The organism is Polynucleobacter sp. 15G-AUS-farblos (assembly GCF_018882445.1).
GTDB lineage: Bacteria > Pseudomonadota > Gammaproteobacteria > Burkholderiales > Burkholderiaceae > Polynucleobacter.
This window is the reverse complement of the sequence record NZ_JACVOM010000002.1, coordinates 97271-119412: the sequence shown is the minus strand read 5'-3', so window position 1 is coordinate 119412 and position 22142 is coordinate 97271. Positions and strand designations below refer to the sequence as shown.

The window sequence follows — 22142 nt, the reverse complement described above, 5'->3', positions numbered from 1 at the left end:
TCCCTTCACTTTATTTTTCTTATGCATCTCTTTGCAGAAAACCTTGCCGTAGAAATATCGTCCTATTACCGCAATCTAGTATTGGGCCATGGCGTTACCCCCAAAGTCTTTACATTGGTGAACGGGCAGGGAGATCAATTTCTCTTTTTCATCGATGATCTGCGCATGGAGAAAGATGAGGAGAATCAATTTCTATCTTACATTGTCAAAGAGCATGAGGCTGTTTGTTGCGCCAGAGGGACTTTGGTCATTGTGGAAAAGAATCAACAATATATTGAATTTGCTGTTGTGGATCAGGATGATCAAGATGCGATTGTCTGTTCTGCAGAGTTGACAAGGGATATTGATGACAAGCCAATTGGCCTGTCGGAGTTTGAGAAGACCTTAGTGAAGAAGCAAACGATTGTGTTCGGAGGTCTCTTTGAGCCCATGGAGTTATCAGAGTCCAAGATCGAAGACTTCGAGGGTCTTTGGGAAGAAATGAAACCCAAGATTTTGCATCGAACGATGGGGCTCTAATTTTCCAGGGGTGCCAGTGCTATTGAAAAGGGTACTTTCGCCCCCATATAGGTCTTAGCAAGAGAGTTTGGTGCCCAGGAAGGGACTCGAACCCCCACAACCTTACGATCGCCAGCACCTGAAGCTGGTGCGTCTACCAATTTCGCCACCTGGGCATGCCACTATTATAGAGGGAGCGCCTTTTGAGGGTATTTCTCAGCTAATTTGGCTTTTTCCGTGCAGACTTGATGGTTTGATACAGTAAGCCTTATTCATAACAATAAAGATATCAGTAGATATATAGATAGGGCATGTATTGCCGAAGGAATTAAATGCGTAAAGCAAAAGACTTGGTGCCACGCGAGGCTGACCGTTTAGGGACGGTCCAAGGGCATCGAGATGGATTTGGATTTGTCATTCCCGATGATGGTGGTGAAGATATATTTCTCTCTGAAAGAGAGATGTCGCGCGTGATGCACGGCGATCGAGTCAATGTCAGAGTACTTGGAACTGATCGACGTGGTCGTCCTGAAGGGCAGATCGTTGAGGTCGTACTTCATGCTAATAAAGTAGTCATTGGGCGCCTCTTAAACGAGAATGGTGTACTGATTGTTGCGCCAGAAGATAAGCGTATCGGCCACGATATTTTGATTCCACCTAAGGGTCAAGGTAACGCAAAGCTAGGTCAAGTAGTGAGTGTTGAAATCATTGATTACCCAGATAGCTATCGTCAGGCAGTTGGCCGTGTAGTAGAGGTTCTCGGTGAGATTGATGATCCAGGTATGGAAATTGAAATCGCTGTGCGCAAGTATGGCGTGCCTCATGAGTTTTCTGCGGCTGCCATGAAAGAAGCAGCAGCATTGCCTGATAGTGTTCAGCAAGCAGACTTAGAAGGGCGAGTTGACTTACGTGATGTGCCTTTAGTCACTATTGATGGTGCTGATGCACGAGATTTCGATGATGCGGTCTATTGTGAGCCGGTAATGTACGGTAAGACTAAGGCATGGCGTCTGATTGTTGCCATTGCTGACGTCTCTCACTATGTGAAGCCTGGTCACCCTTTAGATGACGAGGGTTTGCTGCGTGCAACCTCTGTTTATTTCCCAAGACGGGTGATTCCCATGTTGCCTGAGAAGATCTCTAATGGTCTTTGCTCTCTCAATCCTGGGGTTGATCGCCTGTGTATGGTGTGCGATTCCGTAGTGGATAACAACGGTATTGTTTTGGCTTATCAGTTCTACCCTGCAGTCATGCATTCTGCACAGCGCTTTACTTACGATACAGTTTGGGAGATTCTCTCAAATAGTAAGGGGCCGGAAGCAGCGCGCTTTGCCCAATTCCGTCCGCTACTCACCAATTTATATTCTCTATACAAGATCCTATTAGCAGCACGTGAGAAGCGTGGGGCGATTGAGTTTGATACGACTGAGACGCAAATCATAAGCAATGAGCTGGGCAAGATTCTGCGTATTGAACCTCGTATTCGAAACGATGCCCACCGTTTGATTGAAGAATGTATGTTGACGGCCAACGTCTGTGCTGCTGACTACATTGATAAGAACAAGCACCTCAGTCTTTATCGAGTGCACGGTGAGCCATCCGAAGAAAAATTGGTCACCCTAAGACAAGTTCTCAGAACATCGGGGCTTTCTTTGGGCGGCGGTGAGAAGCCTAAGCCTAAAGATTTTGCAAAACTCATGCGTGAAATCAAAGATCGACCTGATGCGAATATGTTGCAGTCGGTGGTATTGCGTTCAATGCAGCAAGCGATGTACCAGCCGGATAATGAAGGCCATTTTGGCCTAGCTTATCCTGCGTACTCTCACTTCACGAGCCCAATTCGTCGATATCCTGATTTGCTAACCCATCGGGTGATTAAATCCATTCTGCAGAAAAAACCTTATGTGCCTGTATTGCCGCCTAAGGTGCCGCTCAATCTCACATTGCCTCGTAAGGGCAAAGGTCGTGAGAATGCAGTTAACGCTAAAAAATCCCAAAGTGATGCAAAAGCAGGGCCAGCAAAAGGTACGAGAGTGCCGAAGGGGGCTAACGCAGCTTTACCTATCTGGGGTCAATTAGGTGTTCATTGCTCTTCTAATGAACGACGGGCTGATGAAGCCTCTCGTGATGTTGAGGCTTGGCTTAAGTGCTACTACATGCGAGACCATCTTGGCCAGGAGTACGCGGGTAGTGTGACTAGTGTCGCTAATTTTGGATTGTTTATTCAACTTGAAAATTTATTTGTTGAAGGTATGGTCCATGTCACTGAATTAGGCGGTGATTATTTCCAGTATGACGAGGCGCGCCAAGAATTGCGCGGAGAGCGAACTGGTATTCGTTATCGCTTAGGTGATCGTGTGCATGTCTTGGTGAGTAGGGTAGACCTGGACGCGCGCAAAATTGAATTCAGTCTAGTGAAGGCTGTTGGTTTAGAGCCCGGTGGTTCAAATACCCGCCGTCAGTTGATATTAGCTACAGATACTGGCAGACCGAATAAGCGTGCCGCATCTAAAAAGAGTAGACCAGCTAATAAGACGCCTCAAAAACCCGGTGGCATCAATGTGAATGCGGCTAAGTCAGCAGGAACGCTGGGGGCTACCCAATCCAAAAGTAAGGCGAGCCGAAAAAATGGCAAGGCGAACAAGCAAGGTAGATCTATTGGTAAGCCTGCTGGCTCCAAGCCGCCAGTTCGCAGCACTAATGCTAGACGCAAATAAAGAATTGATTAGATAAAACCATGAAACAAATATTAGTTGGCTTTCATGCAGTACAAGCACGTTTGCGAGTAGATCCAGATAGCCTAAAGTCAGTTTACTTTGATCCAAGCCGTCGCGATCGTCGTATGGGGGACTTTTTAAAGCAAGCTGAAGAAATGCTCGGTGAAAGACTACATGCTGCAGATGCAGAGCGTTTACATAAATTGGCTGGTCATGATCGTCATCAGGGCGTGGTGGCCTTGGCTGAAAAAATGACGATTGCACGCACGATTACTGAAGTGGTTGAGGATGTTGAAGAGGCCAAGCAAAAGCCATTGTTCCTGGTATTAGATGGGGTAACGGATCCCCATAACTTTGGCGCTTGTTTGCGCGTTGCAGATGGTGCTGGCGTAGATGCAGTAGTAATCCCAAAAGATCGTTCTGCCTCAATCAATGCCACAGTGAGCAAAGTATCTAGCGGTGCATCTGAAGTCATGCCAGTGATTACGGTGACCAATCTAGTTCGCAGTATGAAAGAGATGCAAGAAGCGGGTGTTTGGCTTATCGGCACCGATGACGAAGCAGAAAAATCGATCTATGACATTGATCTAAGTGGCTCCATTGGCATCGTGATGGGTGCTGAAGGTGAGGGCATGCGTCGCTTGACCCGTGAAAACTGTGATGAGCTCGTTCGCATCCCAATGCAAGGGGTGGTCGAAAGTTTGAATGTTTCTGTGGCAAGTGGCGTATGCTTGTATGAGGCATTAAGACAGCGCCTAGCCAAAGCTGCCAAGTAAATACAAAAGAGGTTTGCGATGAAATGCAATATTGGACACACGGATCGTGTACTACGCATGACTGTTGGAGTAACCCTGATGGGATTAGCTGGCTTCGGTATTGTGGGTCCCTGGGCATGGATTGGCATCATTCCTTTGCTAACAGGAATGATGGGTTATTGCGGAGCCTACACTCTGTTGGGCATCAATACTGCCAAAAAGTAAGTAAAGACCTGGAGTCTTACAGCTCTACTGTGCGAGCAGGGCTTCTAGTTTTTCTGTATCGATGCAGAAGTTCCGAATACCCTCAGCCAATTTCTCTGTAGCCATCGCATCATTATTTAGCTGCAAGCGAAAGCTCGATTCATCCAGCTTGACAACTTCCATCTTATCAACTTGAGCGGCATCCAGTTTTTGATTGACAACAGCATTGCTGCTCTGCAATTCTGCCAAAAGCTCCGGACTGATTGTCAATAAATCACAACCAGCTAACTCTAATATCTGACTGGTATTGCGAAAGCTTGCACCCATAATTTCAGTGGCGATGCCATATTGCTTGTAATAGTGAAATATTTTCTTCACGGAAGACACGCCCGGATCATTGGCGCCGCCGTTATTGGCATCACTCCAATTGGCGCCTAACTTGTTCTTATGCCAATCAGTGATTCGTCCAACAAAGGGCGAGATTAACTGGGCTTTTGCAGCACCACAAGCGGCTGCTTGCACCAAAGAGAAGAGCAGGGTCATATTGCAATGAATGCCTTCTGCCTCAAGTTCTTTTGCAGCAGCTATGCCCTCCCAAGTGCCGGCAAGTTTAATCAGAATACGATTGCGGTCAATACCATGGGATTCATAAAGGGCTATCAGATGTTTGGCTTTGGCCACCGTTGCTTTGGTATCAAAGGAAAGGCGCGCATCAACCTCAGTCGATACTCGTCCAGGCACAATCTTCAGAATTTCTAAACCAAAGGCAACCAATATATAGTCCACCAAATCGCTGGGATTCATGCCAGGGTGGGCTGCCTTCACCGATTGAACCAGTGATTGGTAATTACTCTGCTGGGCGGCCTTCAGAATTAATGAGGGGTTGGTAGTGGCATCCTGAGGGGCGAATTCCTTCATGCGCTCAAAATCACCGGTATCGGCAACTACCGTGGTCAATTGTTTCAGTTGTTGTAATGCTGAGGCAGTGCTATTCATGGCGATATCAGTGTTCTAAGGGGTAATCTCGTGATTATCATATGATAGATGGATTAATGACTCTATTCCAATAAAGGCAGCGAGCAAGGTGATGAATCAAGATCAATTAAAGCAAATGGTGGGTGAGGCAGCAAGAGATGAGGTCTTAAAGCTCCCAGCAGGTCAAGTCCTAGGTGTTGGCACTGGCTCAACAGCCAATTACTTTATTGATGCCTTGGCGCCCCATTGTGATCACTTTGCAGGCACAGTATCGAGTTCAAATGCAACTACGGAGCGCTTACTAAAGCATGGCTTTAAAGTGCTCGATCCTAATGATGTGACAAGTCTTCCAGCTTATGTAGACGGAGCAGATGAAATCAATTCTTTAGGTCACATGATTAAAGGGGGAGGTGGCGCGCTAACCCGTGAAAAAATTATTGCCTCTATGGCCAAGCAATTCATCTGTATTTGCGACTCTTCAAAGCAAGTTGCTGTTCTGGGAAACTTTGCATTGCCTGTTGAGATTATTCCGCTTGCAAAAGGGGAAGTAATGAGGCAACTGGAAAAGCTAGGGGGAGTCGTGAGCTTACGCCTTGCAAAAGATACGCGAGCGGATTTAGGTCAAACTCCTAGCCAAGCTTTTGTAACTGATAATGGCGGCTGGATCTTAGATGTTGCTGGTTTGAAGATAACTGATCCTGTACGGACCGAATCATTGATCAATCAAATTGCTGGAGTGATTACCGTTGGGCTGTTCGCAAAGGAAAAGGCCAATGTCCTCTTAGTGAGCAATGCAGCAGGGGTAGAGCGAATTACCTTTTAGGAATAAAAAAACCCGACGGGGTTTCCCCATCGGGTTTGATTGCCATGCTTGACATGGCGTGGGCAAGCGGAAGAGTAATTGTTCCGCCGTCCTTAAACGCACAGATGCGTTTATTTCAAGTGGCTTGCGCCAAAGTGACGGACACAAAGTCTGTCGCGCCACAACTTCATCCTATGCCTACAATTTCAGAGTGTCAACAGTAGATGAAAATATTTTTTTGATTAATCAATTAACGAATCAATGCTGTGCAGCATTATTGTGTCGCAGCAATTACTCCGCAGGAGGCACGTAACCTTGCGCCATATCAGCGCCGCCTTCAAAGAAATACTTTTCTACTTGCTTGAGCAGGTATTGGCGGGCCCTCGGATCAGCCATATTCAAACGATTTTCGTTAATCAACATCGTCTGATGTTTCAACCAGGCAGCCCATGCTTCCTTTGAAACCTGATTCCAAATCTTTTTGCCTAGTTCTCCGGGTAGAGGTGCGAAATCCATTCCCTCTGCCTCTTTATTGAGCTTGATGCATTGAACCATGCGTGCCATCTGTAATACCTTTCTTTATAAATCTTTGGTTAAAACCATGGACTTGCGGTCCCAGTTATAAATTTGTTTGCGCTCTTCAGGCAAGTCATCCACTGATGCCCGTTTAAATCCACGCTTTAAAAACCAATGCTCAGTTCTAGTGGTTAGAACAAAGAGTTTTTTGATGCCTTCTTGCTTTGCGCGCATTTCAATCCGCTTGAGAAGGCGCTCTCCATCACCAACGCCTTGAACATCTGGATCTACTGCAAGGCAAGCTAACTCACCAACTCCACCGGGAAAGGGGAAGAGGGCGGCGCATCCAAACAGAACACGATCATGCTCGATCACAGAAAAGCGCTGAATATCGCGCTCAATCACATCTTGACCACGAGCAGCCAAAATACCTTCTTCTTCCAAAGGCATAGTGAGTTGCAAAATACCACCCACATCATCTTGATTGGCTTCGCGTAGATTCTCAATATCAGAGGAGGCTAGCATCATACCGATACCGTCATGGGTAAAAAGCTCCTCTAGCAAGGCGCCATCCTGGTTGCAAGGTAGGAAGTGCACACGACTCACACCTGAACGAATGGCTCTGCCAGAGATATTGAGCAAGCTCTTCATTCCAGCTTCAAGATCTTTATTCTGGCTTACGTAGTCTTGTAACTGAGGAAGTGACAGTTCGGTAATGAGGTCGCCATCTGCATCCTTCAGGCCAGAGTAGGGGCTCAAGAAAATCAATTTATCCGCCTTCAAGGCGGCTGCAGTCGAAGCAGCAACATCTTCGAAGGCTAGATTGAATGCTTGACCTGTTGGTGAGAAGCCTAAGGGAGAAAGCAAAACAATCTTATTGCTATCTAGTGATAATTTGATGGAGGTGGAATCCACTTTGCGAACTAATCCAGTATGAATATAGTCAGTTCCTTCTACAACACCAACTGGCATAGCAGTAATAAAGTTTCCAGAAATTACAGAAATGCGTGAGCCTGCCATCGGGGTATTTGGTAAACCACGGCTAAATGCTGCCTCAATATCTAAACGCAATTCACCGGCTGCTTCTTTGACGCACTCCAATGCTGCAGCATCCGTAATTCGATAGCTGTGAATTGAGGTTCTACCAAACTTACTCTTGATCTTGCGTAAGGTGAGTTGTTCTTCAATTTGCGGGCGAATGCCATGAACTAGCACAATGCGCATGCCCATAGCATGCAACATAGCGATATCCTCAATCAGGTTCTCTAGCCCAATTTCCTGAACTAGCTCACCCGCGAAAGCAATAACAAAGGTCTTTTCTCGAAAACTATGAATATAGGGCGCAACATCGCGTAACCATCCTACAAAGGGAAAATTAGGGGTAGATTCTTCGGCGTTTGAGGCCTGATTAGGTGCATTTGTCGGCATAGTGAGAAAATTATAGGGTGCATGAGCCTATAAACCAACAAAAACCCAAAGCTATTCCAAAGCCTGTGCCTGCTTCCAACACCTCGCGCAGGCTAGAAATACGCTTTCCTGAGGAATTGCCAGTATCTAGTCAGCGGCAGCTGATTCAAGATGCCTTGCAGTCTCATCAGGTGGTCATTGTCTGTGGTGAAACAGGTTCTGGTAAGACAACTCAGCTGCCAAAGATCTGTCTGGAGTTAGGAAGAGGGACCATTCACGGTGGCAAACTGATTGGCCATACTCAGCCACGTCGGATCGCTGCGACGGCTACAGCTAAGCGAATCGCCCAAGAGCTAGGCTCTCCCATTGGTCAGGATGTGGGCTATCAAGTTCGCTTTGCAGACAAATCGAGTCCAAGTGCATCAATCAAGTTAATGACCGATGGTATTTTGCTTGCCGAGACCCAGCGCGACCCGCAGTTACGTGCCTACGACACCCTCATCATCGATGAGGCCCATGAACGCAGTCTCAATATTGATTTTTTATTAGGCTATCTACGTCAGTTATTGCCAAAGAGGCCCGATCTCAAACTCATCATTACTTCTGCAACCATCGATGCACAACGCTTTGCTGAACACTTTGCGATGGATGGCAAGTTGGCGCCAGTCATCGAGGTCAGCGGGCGCCTATTTCCGGTTGAGCAACGCTATGCTCCTTTGGAGCCAGACGCTAAACCGGATGGGAAAAAAGAATCGAAGCTGGCTAAAGAGATTCCGGATGCTGTTGCGGAAGAAATAGCGAATGTTTGGCGAGAGGGTGCATCAGGGGCTGGAGATGTCTTGGTATTTTTACCGGGCGAGCGAGAGATTCGGGATTGTGCAGAAGTGTTAAGAAAGGATCACGTACTTCAACAGCGCTTTCATCCTGAAATTCTGACTTTATTTGCGCGTCAATCGGTAGCTGAACAAGAGAGGGTATTTAGCCCTGGTAATGGGCGCCGCATTATTTTGACCACAAACGTAGCAGAGACTTCTTTGACTGTTCCCAATATTCGTTATGTGATTGATAGCGGCTTAGCAAGGGTCAAGCGCTACTCCTATCGTAATAAGGTTGAGCAACTCCAGATCGAGCCGATTTCACAAGCGGCTGCTAATCAAAGGGCAGGGCGTTGCGGACGTGTATCTGATGGTATTTGTATTCGTCTATATAGCGAGCAGGACTATCTTAGTCGTCCTAAGTTCACTGATCCAGAAATCTTACGTAGCTCATTAGCTGCAGTGTTATTGCGAATGAGCGCTTTGCGTTTGCCCCGTATTCAGCACTTCCCATTCATCGATAAGCCTCTTGGGAGAGCGATCGCGGATGGTGTGCAGTTATTAGATGAGCTCGGCGCAATTGAATTTGATGAAAAGTCTGAGGGCGATAACAAAGATATTAATAACAGTTTTAAATTGACCCAAATAGGTAAGCAGTTAGCAGATTTGCCACTAGATCCTCGCATTGGCAGGATGCTCTTGGCAGCTAAAGAGCACAATGCACTAAAGGAAGTCACCATCATTGCTTCTGCTCTGGCTACGCAAGATCCCAGGGAGCGTCCATTAGAGCAGGCAGCAGCCGCAGATCAAGCCCACTTGCAGTTTGCAGATGAGCGTTCGGAATTTCTGAGTTTTGTAAAACTGTGGAACTGGTATCAAGAGGCGTTGCAACACAAACATAGCAATCGTCAGTTAGAAAATCTTTGCCGTAGTAAATTTTTATCGCCCCGACGTTTGCGCGAGTGGCGCGATGTATACGGCCAGCTCCACACCATGCTCGGAGAAAAAGGCTGGAAAGAAAATGGTCTACCTGCTACTTATGAGCAGGTGCACTTATCCTTACTTACCGGATTGCTTGGCTATATTGCAAAAAAAGAAGAGGATGAAAAGTCACAAGAGCGCGGCAGTAAAACTGGTTCTTATATTGGCGCTCGTGGCATACGTCCTTCTATTTGGCCGGGCTCTACGATTGGTAAAAAGGCAGGCGCTTGGATTTTGGCGGGTGAGTTACAAGAAACCAGTCGCATGTACGCAAGAACGATTGCCAAAATTGAGCCGCAGTGGGTAGAGCAGGTTGCCGCTCATCGCCTGATTCAATCTTTGAGCGATCCATTCTGGGATAACCGCCAAGGTGAGGTCATGGCTTTTGAGCGCGGAACCCTGTATGGCCTCCCCATTTACCATGGACGCAGAGTGCGTTATGAGCCCCATGATCCTGAGGAGGCAAGAGCCTTATTTATACGACAGGCCTTAGTGCAAGAAGAGATATTTGGGCGCATGGACTCGCCTGCATTACAGCGAGAGACTGAGGCGGATGCCAAGAGAAAATACCCTAATCTATTTGGATTTTTTTGGCATAACCGTCGCTTGATCAAAGAGATCGAAGCTTTGGAGCACCGCTCCAGACGTCCTGACGTCCTGGTAGATGATGAGCTGCTGTTTGCCTTTTATGAAGCGCGTATTCCTAAGTCTGCACGTAGTCGCGAGCAACTATTGGTATGGCTAAAAAAGGATGCAGAGCTAGATTCTCAGCTACGTCTGGCTAAGGCTGACTTGATGCGCCATGAAGCTGCCGGCATTACAGTCGATCGTTATCCCAAAAAAATGATGGTGGGTGGTGCAGAACTGAGTCTGACCTATCACTTTGAGCCAGGCAGCCCAAAGGATGGCGTCACTCTGGTAGTGCCTCTGACTCAGTTAAATCAAGTGGATGGACGTCGTTGTGAGTGGTTAGTGCCTGGTATGTGTGAAGAAAAGACCTTGCTACTCTTAAAGACGCTCCCGCAAAAGTTACGTCGTCATTGTGTACCGCTTCCCGAATATGCCAAAGCATTTTTAGAGCGTAAGTTAGATCAAAAGCAGTATGGTCAAGGTGATTTCTTAGAAAGCCTCATGACGGATATTCGCCAAGAGCGTGGTTTAGAAATTAAGCGTACAGACTTTCGACCAGAGGCCTTGCCTTTGCACTGCTCTATGAACTTCCGCCTGATTGATGAGCATGGTCGTCAGCTGGAGCTAGAGCGTAATCTCGCACGCTTACGCTCAGAGTATGGAGAAACTGCTCGGAGCGCCTTTCAGGCAATCGCTCAAGAGACGGCGCAGACGGAGCTTGGTGTTGAGCCAACACAGATAAGAGCTACAAGTTCGAATTTACCTGCTGATGCATCGCGCAAGGTGGAGCAGGGAGGTTATCGCACTTGGGAATTCGGATCACTTCCAGAAACCTTAGAAATTCAGAAAGGCAGCCAAACGCTTTTTGGCTATCCCGCCTTAGTAGATCGAAATGATTACGTTGATCTAGAAGTCTTTGATGATTTGCAGGAAGCCCGCAAGCACCATTGGCAAGGATTGCGCCGATTATTTGTACTCATGAATAAAGATACCTTGAAGGCCTTGCAGAAACAGTTACCTGGCTTGCGTGAGTTAGGTCTGTTATTTATTAATGTTGGTTCTGTCGAGGATTTAATTGAGCAGATTTTGAACTTGGCAGTTGAGCGTGCTTTTATGGTTGATGAATTACCGATCAATGCTGAACAATTTAGCCAGCGCCTACAAGCAGGTAAGCCAAGGCTCGCACTCATTGCTCAAGAAATTGCGAAGCATGCTTTAAATGCGCTTCAGGCGAATGCAGATCTACAGAAAAAATTAGCCCAAGCTAAAGCAGCCTCTCCGAGCGCTTACACTGATATCCAAACCCAATTACAGGGATTGATCTTCCCCAAGTTGATCTCTGAGATTCCCTATGCTCAGTTGGTTCACTTACCAAGATATCTCAAGGCAATTGCAATGAGGGTGGATAAAATGCGCTCCAATCCTAGTCGAGATGCGCAATGCCAAAAAGACTGGGAATCGGTGGCTAGACCATGGCAAAAATTGCTACAGGGGCAGCGGGGCTCTGCTTCGTATGCGCTGTCAGAGGATCAGGGTTTGCAGGATTTCCGTTGGCAATTAGAGGAATTGCGGGTTGCTTTATATGCCCAAGAACTGAAAACACCAACCCCCATGTCCTTAAAGCGTCTAGAAAAGGTTTTGGCTAGCTTGCGCTAGGTCAAATCCTCGAGGTCTTCAAGGTCTTTTTGGCGTGATGATTGCTTACAATGTAGCGATGCACACATTTATCAACATTAGAAGATTTAGCGCTTTTGCCTTATCTGGACTTTCATGTCTTTTATTGATCTCGGCCGCATTGGCACAGACTCCTGCTTCAGTGCCTACTGCAGCTCCAGCAGAGCCTAAATTAGCTGTAATCCTAAATTCGGGAGATGCCTCAGTCAGTTTGGTTGATATGCCAACACGCAAGGTCATTAAGACTGTGGCGGTTGGTAAAGAGCCTCATCACTTAATGATGACGCCAGATCAAAAGACTTTATTAATTGCGAATGCGGCTAGTAATGATGTCGTCTTAATGAATCCCGTGAGCGGAGAGTTGACTGGAAAAATCCCCAATATTATCGACCCGTACCAGATTGGATATTCTCCAAACTACAAATGGTTTGTCGCTAACGGTAACCGCCTAGACCGTGTTGATATTTATGCAGCCGATGGTGCCAATCTGAAGCTTGCTAAAACGATCAAGCTTGCTAAGACTCCTAGTCATATTGCGTTTACTGCGGATAGCAAAATTGCTTTTATTACCTTACAGGACTCAAATGAGTTAGCGGCGATTGATTTAGATACGCAAACTGTCCTTTGGAAAATGCCGACTTCTAAAGTTCCTGCTGGATTGTGGATGACGCCAGGCGATCAATATTTATTGGCGGGCATTACAGGCGAAGATCATGTTCAAGTGATTGATTGGAAAAATCGCAAAGAAGTGAAGCGCATTGTTACGGGCAAAGGTGCTCATAACTTTCGACCTCTAGGCGATAAAAAACATGTCTTTGTCAGCAATCGGATTGCCTCAACCATCAGCTTGATCAATATGCAAACCCTAGAAAAGGTGGGCGATATCACAGGCTTACCTGCAGGCCCTGACGATATGGAAATCACGCCAGATGGGAAAAACTTATGGGTGACATTCCGCTTCTCAAAAAAGGCTGGAGTAATTGATATCCCAACAATGAAATTGATGACGGTGATTCCCGTTGGCAAGTCTCCTCACGGAGTCTTCTTTTATCCAAGAGCCTCTTGGGAATAAAGTTCTATGCAGCTAGAGTCACGCCTTATTTCAATGTTAATTAAAACTACAGCCGTATTCTTCATCGGCTGTTTTTCATTGGGCGTAAGTTCACAAACGCCAAATTGTAATAAGACGGTCTATCTCTCATTTGACACGGGCAATATGTCGGTGGCGGAAAAGGTGGCTGAAATACTAAAGCGCCAGGACGTAAAGGCGACCTTCTTTCTCTCCAATGAGAAAACCTTTCGTGGCGATTTTTCTTTAGATGATTCCTGGAAGTCTTATTGGCAAGAAAGGGTAAAGGAGGGTCACCACTTCGGAAGCCACACCTACGATCATGTGTACTTTGTTAAAGACGGTCCAAAGGGTGAGGTATTTGAGAAGCCACAGTTTGGCCCCAAAGCTGGCATGACATTGCTTTATAACGAAGCGTCTATGTGCAAAGAAATTCGGCGTGTAGATCAGCGATTCATAGAGCTCACTGGCCAATCTATTGAAAAAATATGGCGTGCCCCTGGCGGGAAGACTTCACCCACCTTAATTCGGATGGGAAATATGTGTGGTTATGAACATATGGGCTGGGCAGGTGCTGGTTTTCTGGGGGACGAATTGGATTCCGATAAACACCCCAATGACAAGTTGCTAGCCAAGGCCAGTAAAAGTATTGCTGATGGAGACATTACGATGGCTCACCTTGGTATTTGGTCTAGAAAAGAGCCTTGGGCGCCAGCTGTTTTAGAGCAATTGATTGTGAACTTGAAGAATCGAGGCTTTTGTTTTGGGCTACTACCCAAATCTCGTTCAAATCAGTCAAAATAAGATATGGATTTCAGTCTGATGACCAATGCAATTGCTGATGCGATTTCGAATGCTTATGGGGGCATTCAGGAATGGATATTCACCAATGCGGTAGGCCCCGTGCTTTACCGCTTTGATTTAATCGCTTTTGCAGAAGATGCCTACGATGGCATTGATTGGTTTCTATTTGGCTGTATTCAAATCTTTTTAATTGCTTTTGTCTTGCGAGCCTGGGAGCGTTTCTCGCCAGCTGAGGTGCAAGAATCTTTTTCTAAGCAGAGCAGGGTAGATGTTATCTACACACTATTTCATCGCCTGGGCATTTTTCATGGCCTCATTTTTATTGCACTATCAGGACTTTTCTTTGAAATAGATTCGGTATTACATGACTTTCGGTTTGACCGCTTAAACGTAGAGTCTTGGTGGCCTGGCGTTAGCTCGATTCCACTGGTGAGTTTTCTGATTTACCTTATTGTCTTAGATGCATTTGATTACCTCTACCACCGTGCGTCTCATAGTTTTAATTGGTGGTGGCAATTGCATGCCTTGCACCACAGTCAAACGGTGATGACTGCGTGGTCTGATAATCGTAACCATATCCTTGATGACATCATGCGCGCATCCTTCATGTCATTGGTTGCCTTATTCATTGGGGTTCCCCCTGGCCAATTTGTTCTCTTGGTAGCCATTAGTCAATTTATTCAGAGTTGGCAGCACGCTAATCTCAAAATAGATCTCGGCACTGCCCGATATTTATTGGTTTCACCGATGTTTCATCGTATGCATCATGCTGTCGGCTATGGCCATGAAGCTCAGGGCAAGCCCGGCGTTTTGGGAGGTTGCAATTTTGGCGTTTTGTTCCCATGGTGGGACATGATGTTGAAGACGGCCGTATTTCCAGATAAGGCCTATCCAACGGGCGTGCGAAACTTAAGGGTATCGCCAAATATCCTGACTCAGCAATGGCAGGGGCTGGTTCATGCAGTGAGAGAATTATTGCCAAAGTAAGTATGCAGTGATGCATGCATTAGGAGTCATATGATCGGTTTACAGCAAGTGTTTAAGTCCTTTGGTTTGGCTTTAGTGGGAACCATGCATCCACGCATGCTATGGCTGAGCTTGCGACCTTTCTTAATTGTTTCTGTGCTTTGGGGTTGTTTGATTTGGCTCACATGGACGCCCGCATTAGAGGCTTTAAGCATCTTCTTAACCACCTCCGTTTTTACGAGTTGGATTCAGGATGGGCTAATTTGGGCTGGCTTTGAAAATGCACGGGCTTGGATTGCCCCCTTATTTTTTGTCATGCTGATTATTCCGCTCATTACGATTAGCCTGCTAGTGTTTATTGCTTTTTCTACTGTTCCCGCCATTGTGAACATAGTTGCTAAGCAGTCGACTTATCAAGATTTGGAATGCAAAAATGGGGGAGGCCTTTTTGGTAGCTTCTTCTACACCATATGGTCAGCACTGATTTGTTTGCTGCTAGTGATGTTGACGCTGCCGGTATGGTGGGTGCCACCGCTGGTAGCGGTATTGCCCCCATTGTTATGGGGTTGGTTAACGATGCGCCTCATGTCGTATGACGTGTTAGCTAAACATGCTAGCTCAGAAGAGCGTGATCTCTTGATAGAAAAATATCGCTGGCCACTGTTGACGATGGGTGTCGTGTCCGGCATGTTGGGCGCAGTTCCCACTTTCTTTTGGGCTACCTCGGCATTAGCTTTAATTTTGTTTCCGATAGTGAGCTTTGTAGCGCTATGGATTTATTCTTTAATTTTTGTTTTTGCTGCACTCTGGTTTAGTCATTTCTTATTGGATGCCCTAAAGGAGCTGCGACAAGAAGAATTGGATAAAGCCCTTACAGTAGAAACGCGTGTAGTTGATATGGAGCTTCCGTACCATGGTTGATGCATTAAAAAAAGTGGCAATTGATGAGCCTGAAATAGCGACCCGACGCTTTGGCCTGATTGTGATTGGTGATGAGATTTTGTCGGGCCGTCGTCAAGATAAACACATGAGTAAGCTCATCGAGTTATTGACTGAGCGCGGTTTAAGTTTGTCATGGGCAAAATATGTTGCAGATGATCCCGATCAAATTACTGCAACCCTCAAAGAAAGTTTTGCTAGTGGTGATGTGGTGTTTAGCACTGGAGGAATAGGGGCAACACCAGATGACCACACTCGTCAGTGCGCTGCGCTTGCCTTAGGTACGAAAATAGAATTACACCCGACTGCAAGAGAGCTGATTGCTGGACGCATTCAATCAACAGCAGAAGGAGATCCAGTTAAAGCGGATCTCAATACTCCAGAGAATCAGCATCGCTTTAAGATGGGCGAGTTTCCGATTGGTAGTGAGATTATTCCCAATCCTTACAACCAGATTCCAGGGTTCCGAATTCGAGAGCACCACTTTGTGCCTGGCTTCCCAGTGATGGCAGCTCCCATGATGGCTTGGAGTTTAGATACCCACTACAAAGATCTTTTTCATCAAGAAAATTGGGCTGAGCAAAGCTTTATTGTTCCTAAGGGCATTGAGTCAGTGCTAACGCCACTCATGGAGCGTATAGAGGCAAGTTTTCCTGGGGTGAAGGTCTTTAGTCTTCCCTCTGTAGGGGACGCCTCCAGAGGCGGCGTTTATGCAGATCGCCATATTGAGCTTGGAATCAAAGGCAATGCCAATTTATTAGAAAGCGCATGGAGCGCACTGCGAACCGGCACCCAAGAGCTGGGTTATGAAATCCACGACATTAGCTAAGCTCTATTTGCACTAAATTGGTGCAAATAGAGTGCTTTCTAGCTATAAAAGGGGTATTTGAGCACTTAATCAGTGCAATAATGACTATTCCCATTTGTTTGCTTCAGTAAATTACATACATCCATTAGGCATGTTTGGTGCCTGGAATGAACAAGGGTGTATGCCTTAAGTTTCAATTCCGAATTTAGTTAATAGAGGAGATTTGCATGACGAAAACCGTCGCTGATGTGATGAAGTTAGTAAAAGAGAAAGAGTGTACTTTCGTTGATTTCCGCTTTGTTGATACAAAGGGTAAAGAGCAACACACAACAGTACCTATCTCTGCTTTTGACGAAGACAAGTTTGAGAGCGGTCACGCGTTTGACGGTTCTTCTATTGCTGGTTGGAAGGGCATTGAAGCCTCCGATATGTTGCTCAAACCAGATCCAACAGCTGCTTACATTGATCCATTCTATGAAGAGCCAACTTTGGTATTGACTTGCGATGTGATCGAGCCTGCTGACGGTAAAGGTTATGACCGCGATCCACGTTCAATTGCAAAGCGCGCAGAAGCGTATTTGAAGAGCACTGGCTTAGGCGATGCAGCTTACTTTGGCCCAGAGCCAGAGTTCTTTATTTTTGACGGCGTTCGTTGGGGTGCCGATATGCAGGGTTGCTTCGTCAAGATTGATTCTGAAGAGGCTCCATGGTCTTCAGGTGCTGAAATTGAAGGTGGTAATACTGGTCACCGTCCAGGTAAAAAAGGCGGCTATTTCCCAGTTGCCCCTGTAGATACATTCCAAGATATGCGTTCGGAAATGTGTTTGATCCTTGAGTCTTTGGGTATTCCAGTTGAAGTGCATCACCATGAAGTTGCTGGTCAAGGCCAAAACGAATTGGGCACCAAGTTCAGCACATTAGTACAACGCGCTGACTGGACTATCTGGCAGAAGTATGTCATTCAAAACGTTGCGCATGCTTATGGCAAGACAGCAACCTTCATGCCTAAGCCAGTAGTAGGTGATAACGGTTCAGGTATGCACGTTCACCAATCTGTTTGGAAGAACGGCGAGAACTTATTTGCTGGTAATGGTTATGCTGGTTTGTCAGAGTTCGCTCTGTTCTACATCGGCGGCATCATTAAGCACGCTAAGGCATTGAATGCGATTACTAACCCAGGTACAAACTCATATAAGCGTTTAGTCCCAGGCTTTGAGGCGCCAGTGAAGTTGGCTTACTCAGCACGTAACCGTTCTGCTTCGATCCGTATTCCACACGTTCCAAGTCCTAAGGGTCGTCGTATCGAGACTCGTTTCCCAGATCCATTGGCTAACCCATACCTTTGCTTCTCTGCATTGTTGATGGCTGGTTTGGATGGCGTGCAGAACAAGATTCATCCAGGTGAAGCTGCTGACAAGAATTTATATGACTTGCCACCAGAAGAAGATGCAAAGATCCCAACCGTTTGCGCGAGTTTGGAAGAAGCATTGGATGCATTGAAGAAAGATCATGAGTTCTTGACTCGCGGTGGAGTATTCACTGAGTCTATGATTGATGCCTATATCAATTTGAAAATGGAAGATGTCACACGTTTCCGTATGACAACCCATCCAATCGAATTTGATATGTATTACTCCCTGTAAGCGAAGGAGAGAACTTGAGCGCAGGTCTGTTGCGCAATTCGTTCAAGGGAGCAGCTTCGGCTGCTCCTTTTTTTCCGACATTGCTTGATCAGATGCCCAATGCCATCGTGGTATTTGAGGCGCAGAACCATCAACTGGTTTACGTGAACCCAGCTGCAGAAGCAGCTTTGGATCTTTCGCGTAAATCTCTTGAGGGTCAGTCTGTACGTGATTTATTTGGCGATAACAGCGCCTTAAGTATGATGATTGAAGAAGTCAAGCTCGGTCACGTGACTGCTCAACGTCAAGAATTGGTTCTACATTCCTTGCCAGGCAGTATTCATCAAGACTCTATACCGGCGCATGTAGTCATAGCCTCATTAGAGGATCCTTCGCTCATCATGATGGAATGGTTTCCGATTGATCAGCAATTGCGCAGCGAGCGTGATGAACGGGTAACGCAGCAGGTCGAAGCCAATAAACAACTCATGCGCAATCTAGCGCACGAAATTAAAAACCCATTGGGCGGAATACGTGGGGCAGCACAACTGTTGGAGTATGAGTTGCCTGAAAAAGGTTTGCGTGAATATACGCAAGTCATCATTAAAGAGTCCGATCGGCTGCAGACTTTGGTAGATCGCCTGCTGGCTCCACATCGAAAGGCTCATGTCATGGAGCCCTTTAATGTGCACGAGGCGCTAGAGCGGGTACGCAGCCTAGTATTGGCAGAGTTTCCAAAGGGTCTGCGAATTATTCGTAACTACGATACAAGTCTCCCGGATATTTTGGGTGATCGTGAACAGTTGATACAGGCCGTTCTCAACATTGTGCATAACGCTGCTCAAGCACTTTCAGAAGAGATTCGTCTGGGCGCAGCACAAATCGAATTAAAGACCCGGATTGCTAGGTCGGTCACTATTTCAAAGCAACGTTACAAGCTAGCAATGGATTTACATGTGATTGATAACGGCCCAGGCATTCCTGAAGATATTAGCGAGCGCATTTTCTTCCCATTGGTTTCTGGAAGGGAAGGGGGCAGTGGTTTAGGGCTGACCTTAGCGCAAACATTTGTTCAACAGCATCAGGGCTTTATTGCATGTGATAGCCGCCCTGGACGTACTGACTTTCATATTCAAATTCCATACCGTAGGCAGGAGAAAAACTCATGAAATCAATCTGGATCGTGGATGATGATCAATCCATTCGCTGGGTTTTAGAAAAAGCCTTGTCGCGTGAAAATATTCCGCATAAGAGCTTTTCCAATCCAAACGATGTGCTGAATGCACTCGAGAAGGAAACCCCTCAGGTTCTGATCTCCGATATTCGGATGCCACGTGGAAATGGTTTGGATTTGCTCCAGCATGTCAAAGCAAGTCATCCTAATTTGCCTGTGATCATCATGACGGCATATTCGGATTTGGATTCTGCAGTTTCCTCTTTCCAGGGTGGTGCATTTGAGTACCTCACCAAACCATTTGATGTCGATAAGGCTATTGAATTAATCCATCGCGCTGTGGAGCAGGGTATTCGGAATGACTCTGGAGCTAAAGAGCCAGTGGGCTGGCGTCAGGAAGCAAGTGAAATTATTGGACAAGCCCCAGCCATGCAAGAAATTTTTCGTGCGATTGGGCGCTTGGCTCAATCGCATGCAACTGTTCTCATCACCGGAGAGTCTGGTACCGGAAAAGAATTGGTAGCGCATGCATTGCATAAGCATAGCCCGCGCGCAAAAGGTCCATTTGTTTCATTAAGTACCTCTGCAGTGCCAAAAGACTTGCTAGAGTCTGAGCTTTTTGGACATGAGCGCGGTGCCTTCCCGGGTGCTTTGACTTTGCGCCGTGGTCGCTTTGAACAAGCTGATGGCGGTACCTTATTTTTGGGTGAAGTTGCAGATCTACCATTTGATTTGCAAACCAGACTATTGCGTGTGTTAACCGATGGTCACTTTTATCGCATTGGCGGGCAAGATCCCATTAAGGCTAATGTCCGCATCATCGCTTCAACCCATCAAAATCTGGAAGCGCGCGTTGCCTCTGGTGCTTTCCGCGAAGACTTATTGCATCGTTTGAACGTGATTCGTTTGCGCATGCCTTCATTGCGAGAGCGTAGTGAAGATATTCCAGTGCTGGCAAGACATTTCATGTTGAGCTGTGCGAAATCATTAGGTGTGGAACCTAAAAAGCTCTCTGATGAAGTCTTAAAAGAAATCAGCACAATGCCATTTCCTGGAAACGTTCGTCAACTAGAGAACTTATGCCACTGGCTAACGGTAATGACCCCAGCCAACATTATTGGAATGAGTGATTTGCCGGCGGATATTGTTGCAGAGGCAAGCACCCCCATGTTAGTAGTACATGGTGAAACCTCTCCAGAGCACCTGGTTGGGACTAAGGGGGCAGCTGGCGATTGGGAAAGTGGTCTTGGGCGCTTGGCAGTCAAAATGCTTCAGGATGGAGACAAAGAGGTTTACGATGCGCTTTGTGCGCGCTTCGAGAAAGCTGTTTTACAGGCCGCACTAGAAGTGACGCGTGGCCGTAGAGTAGAGGCGGCTCAGCGTTTGGGTATTGGCCGCAATACGATTACTCGTAAGTTACAGGAACTCGGAATAGATGACTGATTCAATTCGGATTGCAGCGTGGAATGTGAACTCTCTGAAGGTGCGTCTTCCACATGTACTCCGTTGGTTGCAAGATCAGGAAAAGACCAATCAAGCGATTGATGCGCTGTGCCTTCAGGAGCTTAAGCTCACGGATGATAAATATCCCCATCACGAATTAGAAGAGGCGGGTTATCTTAGCCTCGCTGCTGGGCAAAAAACGTATAACGGTGTCGCGATTATTGTGCGCAAAGCGGCATTAGCGCCCATCTGTACTGATCACGAAACCAGTTTCCTGAAAGTCACCCGCAATATCCCGGGATTTGAAGATGAGCAGCAACGTATCTTAGCGGCAACGATTCCTTTTGCGGGAATGCATCCTATCAGATTGGTCTCTGCCTATTTCCCCAATGGCCAGTCACCCGATAGCGATAAATTTGTCTACAAACTAAATTGGTTAAGCAAATTACAGGCCTGGTTAGCTGAAGAGTTGGGCCAAAACCCACGTTTAGCATTGTTGGGGGATTTTAATATCGCTCCTACAGATGCTGATGTGCATGATCCTAAGGCATGGGAGGGGCAGAATCTGGTTTCACAACCAGAGCGTGATGCATTTCAGGCATTAATCGACCTAGGCTTTACTGACTCTTTCAGAATGTTTGAGCAAGCCCCCAAAACCTATAGTTGGTGGGATTATCGAATGATGGGTTTTAGAAGAAATGCTGGCTTACGTATTGACCATATTTTGCTCAGTGACCCTTTGAAGGATAAATGCGTAGCGAGTATCGTAGACAAAGTACCCAGAGCATGGGAGCAGCCCTCCGATCATGCGCCTGTGATTGCCACCATTCAGAAGTAATTCTTGATTTATTAAAAGGAATAACATGAAACTTGCAAAACAATTACTAATAGCTGCATCTGTCCTAGCGGCTGCTAATGTCTATGCGTTAACACATACGGATGGAGCAGTTGCATACGAGGATATTGAGGCAACGCCGATCGTGATTGTTGGTGCACCAAAGACAACCTTGGGTCAGGATTTTAAATACCCCGCAGGCCAACCTCTGATTAAAGCTTTTAATATTGAGATTCCAGTTGGCAAACAAACGAGTTTGCATAAGCACCTTGTTCCCTTATATATCTATATTGTCTCGGGCGACCTAGAAGTAGATTACGGTAGCAAGGGTAAAAAAATCTATAAGCCCGGTACATCCTATGTTGAGGCTATTGATTGGTGCCATATTGGAAAGGTATCAGGCAAGGTGCCAGTGAAGGTGATTGGCGTTTACTTAGGTGAGCAAACGCCCGATCAAATTAAACCCGACGTTTGCACCAAGCCGAACTAATCATTCGGTTTTGAGTGG

19 protein-coding genes and 1 tRNA gene are annotated in these 22142 nt (G+C 46.4%); 16 read left to right on the top strand and 4 right to left on the bottom strand.

Translation table 11 applies throughout. The features are described 5' to 3' along the window. Window positions 1-21 precede the first annotated feature (21 nt). Window positions 22-519 carry a hypothetical protein gene (locus ICN41_RS03885; protein ID WP_216291514.1) on the top strand — a complete coding sequence of 166 codons (498 nt, stop codon included), beginning with the start codon at window positions 22-24 and terminating at the stop codon, window positions 517-519. Between the two features lie 68 nt (window positions 520-587). Here ICN41_RS03885 and ICN41_RS03880 read toward each other — a convergent pair. Further along, window positions 588-674: transfer RNA gene (locus ICN41_RS03880), tRNA-Leu, on the bottom strand. Window positions 675-830: 156 nt separating this feature from the next. Here ICN41_RS03880 and rnr point away from each other — a divergent pair. From rnr to ICN41_RS03865, 3 genes are read left to right on the top strand one after another with little or no spacing between them, the layout of a single operon-like run. After that, entirely contained in the window at window positions 831-3215 is a 2385-nt protein-coding gene (gene rnr, locus ICN41_RS03875) for a ribonuclease R (protein WP_216291513.1), read from the top strand. Window positions 3216-3235: 20 nt separating this feature from the next. After that, entirely contained in the window at window positions 3236-3991 is a 756-nt protein-coding gene (rlmB, locus tag ICN41_RS03870) for a 23S rRNA (guanosine(2251)-2'-O)-methyltransferase RlmB (RefSeq protein ID WP_216291512.1), read from the top strand. 18 nt (window positions 3992-4009) lie between these two features. Continuing rightward, window positions 4010-4195 carry a DUF2892 domain-containing protein gene (locus tag ICN41_RS03865; RefSeq protein ID WP_216291511.1) on the top strand — a complete coding sequence of 62 codons (186 nt, stop codon included), beginning with the start codon at window positions 4010-4012 and terminating at the stop codon, window positions 4193-4195. 24 nt (window positions 4196-4219) lie between these two features. Here ICN41_RS03865 and tal read toward each other — a convergent pair whose 3' ends face one another. Continuing rightward, window positions 4220-5170: a transaldolase gene (gene tal / locus ICN41_RS03860; RefSeq protein WP_216291510.1), complete on the bottom strand. Its 951-nt coding sequence runs from the start codon at window positions 5168-5170 to the stop codon at window positions 4220-4222. A 91-nt stretch (window positions 5171-5261) separates the two neighbouring features. On the opposite strand from tal, the gene rpiA reads away from it, so the two are divergent. Then, on the top strand, window positions 5262-5972 hold the full coding sequence (rpiA, locus tag ICN41_RS03855; protein WP_216291509.1) for a ribose-5-phosphate isomerase RpiA: 711 nt from the start codon (window positions 5262-5264) through the stop codon (window positions 5970-5972). 270 nt (window positions 5973-6242) lie between these two features. Here rpiA and ICN41_RS03850 read toward each other — a convergent pair whose 3' ends face one another. Both ICN41_RS03850 and argA read right to left on the bottom strand, forming a co-directional pair. Continuing rightward, on the bottom strand, window positions 6243-6515 hold the full coding sequence (locus tag ICN41_RS03850) for an oxidative damage protection protein (protein ID WP_216291508.1): 273 nt from the start codon (window positions 6513-6515) through the stop codon (window positions 6243-6245). 15 nt (window positions 6516-6530) lie between these two features. After that, window positions 6531-7895, bottom strand: a complete 1365-nt coding sequence (gene argA / locus ICN41_RS03845; protein ID WP_216291507.1) for an amino-acid N-acetyltransferase — start codon at window positions 7893-7895, stop codon at window positions 6531-6533. 17 nt (window positions 7896-7912) lie between these two features. Between argA and hrpA the strand changes: the two genes are divergently transcribed. From hrpA to ICN41_RS03790, 11 genes are all read left to right on the top strand, one after another. Next, window positions 7913-11956, top strand: a complete 4044-nt coding sequence (gene hrpA / locus ICN41_RS03840) for an ATP-dependent RNA helicase HrpA (RefSeq protein WP_370629088.1) — start codon at window positions 7913-7915, stop codon at window positions 11954-11956. 58 nt (window positions 11957-12014) lie between these two features. After that, entirely contained in the window at window positions 12015-13046 is a 1032-nt protein-coding gene (locus tag ICN41_RS03835) for a cytochrome D1 domain-containing protein (RefSeq protein ID WP_216291506.1), read from the top strand. Between the two features lie 33 nt (window positions 13047-13079). Beyond that, window positions 13080-13847 carry a polysaccharide deacetylase family protein gene (locus ICN41_RS03830; protein ID WP_255537883.1) on the top strand — a complete coding sequence of 256 codons (768 nt, stop codon included), beginning with the start codon at window positions 13080-13082 and terminating at the stop codon, window positions 13845-13847. Window positions 13848-13877: 30 nt separating this feature from the next. Next, complete coding sequence (locus tag ICN41_RS03825) at window positions 13878-14834, top strand: sterol desaturase family protein (protein WP_370629095.1); 957 nt, start codon at window positions 13878-13880, stop codon at window positions 14832-14834. Between the two features lie 30 nt (window positions 14835-14864). After that, complete coding sequence (locus ICN41_RS03820; protein ID WP_216291503.1) at window positions 14865-15734, top strand: EI24 domain-containing protein; 870 nt, start codon at window positions 14865-14867, stop codon at window positions 15732-15734. Next, the gene (locus tag ICN41_RS03815) at window positions 15727-16581 is read left to right on the top strand and encodes a molybdopterin-binding protein (RefSeq protein ID WP_216291502.1); all 855 of its coding nucleotides are present in this window, start codon (window positions 15727-15729) and stop codon (window positions 16579-16581) included. The genes ICN41_RS03820 and ICN41_RS03815 overlap by 8 nt, the downstream gene beginning before the upstream one ends. Window positions 16582-16787: 206 nt before the next feature. Continuing rightward, complete coding sequence (glnA, locus tag ICN41_RS03810) at window positions 16788-18203, top strand: type I glutamate--ammonia ligase (protein ID WP_216291501.1); 1416 nt, start codon at window positions 16788-16790, stop codon at window positions 18201-18203. A 26-nt stretch (window positions 18204-18229) separates the two neighbouring features. Beyond that, on the top strand, window positions 18230-19351 hold the full coding sequence (glnL, locus tag ICN41_RS03805) for a nitrogen regulation protein NR(II) (protein WP_370629094.1): 1122 nt from the start codon (window positions 18230-18232) through the stop codon (window positions 19349-19351). Then, on the top strand, window positions 19348-20799 hold the full coding sequence (ntrC, locus tag ICN41_RS03800) for a nitrogen regulation protein NR(I) (protein ID WP_216291500.1): 1452 nt from the start codon (window positions 19348-19350) through the stop codon (window positions 20797-20799). The genes glnL and ntrC overlap by 4 nt, the downstream gene beginning before the upstream one ends. After that, complete coding sequence (gene xth, locus ICN41_RS03795) at window positions 20792-21637, top strand: exodeoxyribonuclease III (RefSeq protein ID WP_216291499.1); 846 nt, start codon at window positions 20792-20794, stop codon at window positions 21635-21637. Before ntrC ends, xth begins: the two co-directional genes overlap by 8 nt. A 25-nt stretch (window positions 21638-21662) precedes the next feature. After that, on the top strand, window positions 21663-22124 hold the full coding sequence (locus ICN41_RS03790; protein WP_216291498.1) for a cupin domain-containing protein: 462 nt from the start codon (window positions 21663-21665) through the stop codon (window positions 22122-22124). Window positions 22125-22142 lie beyond the last annotated feature (18 nt).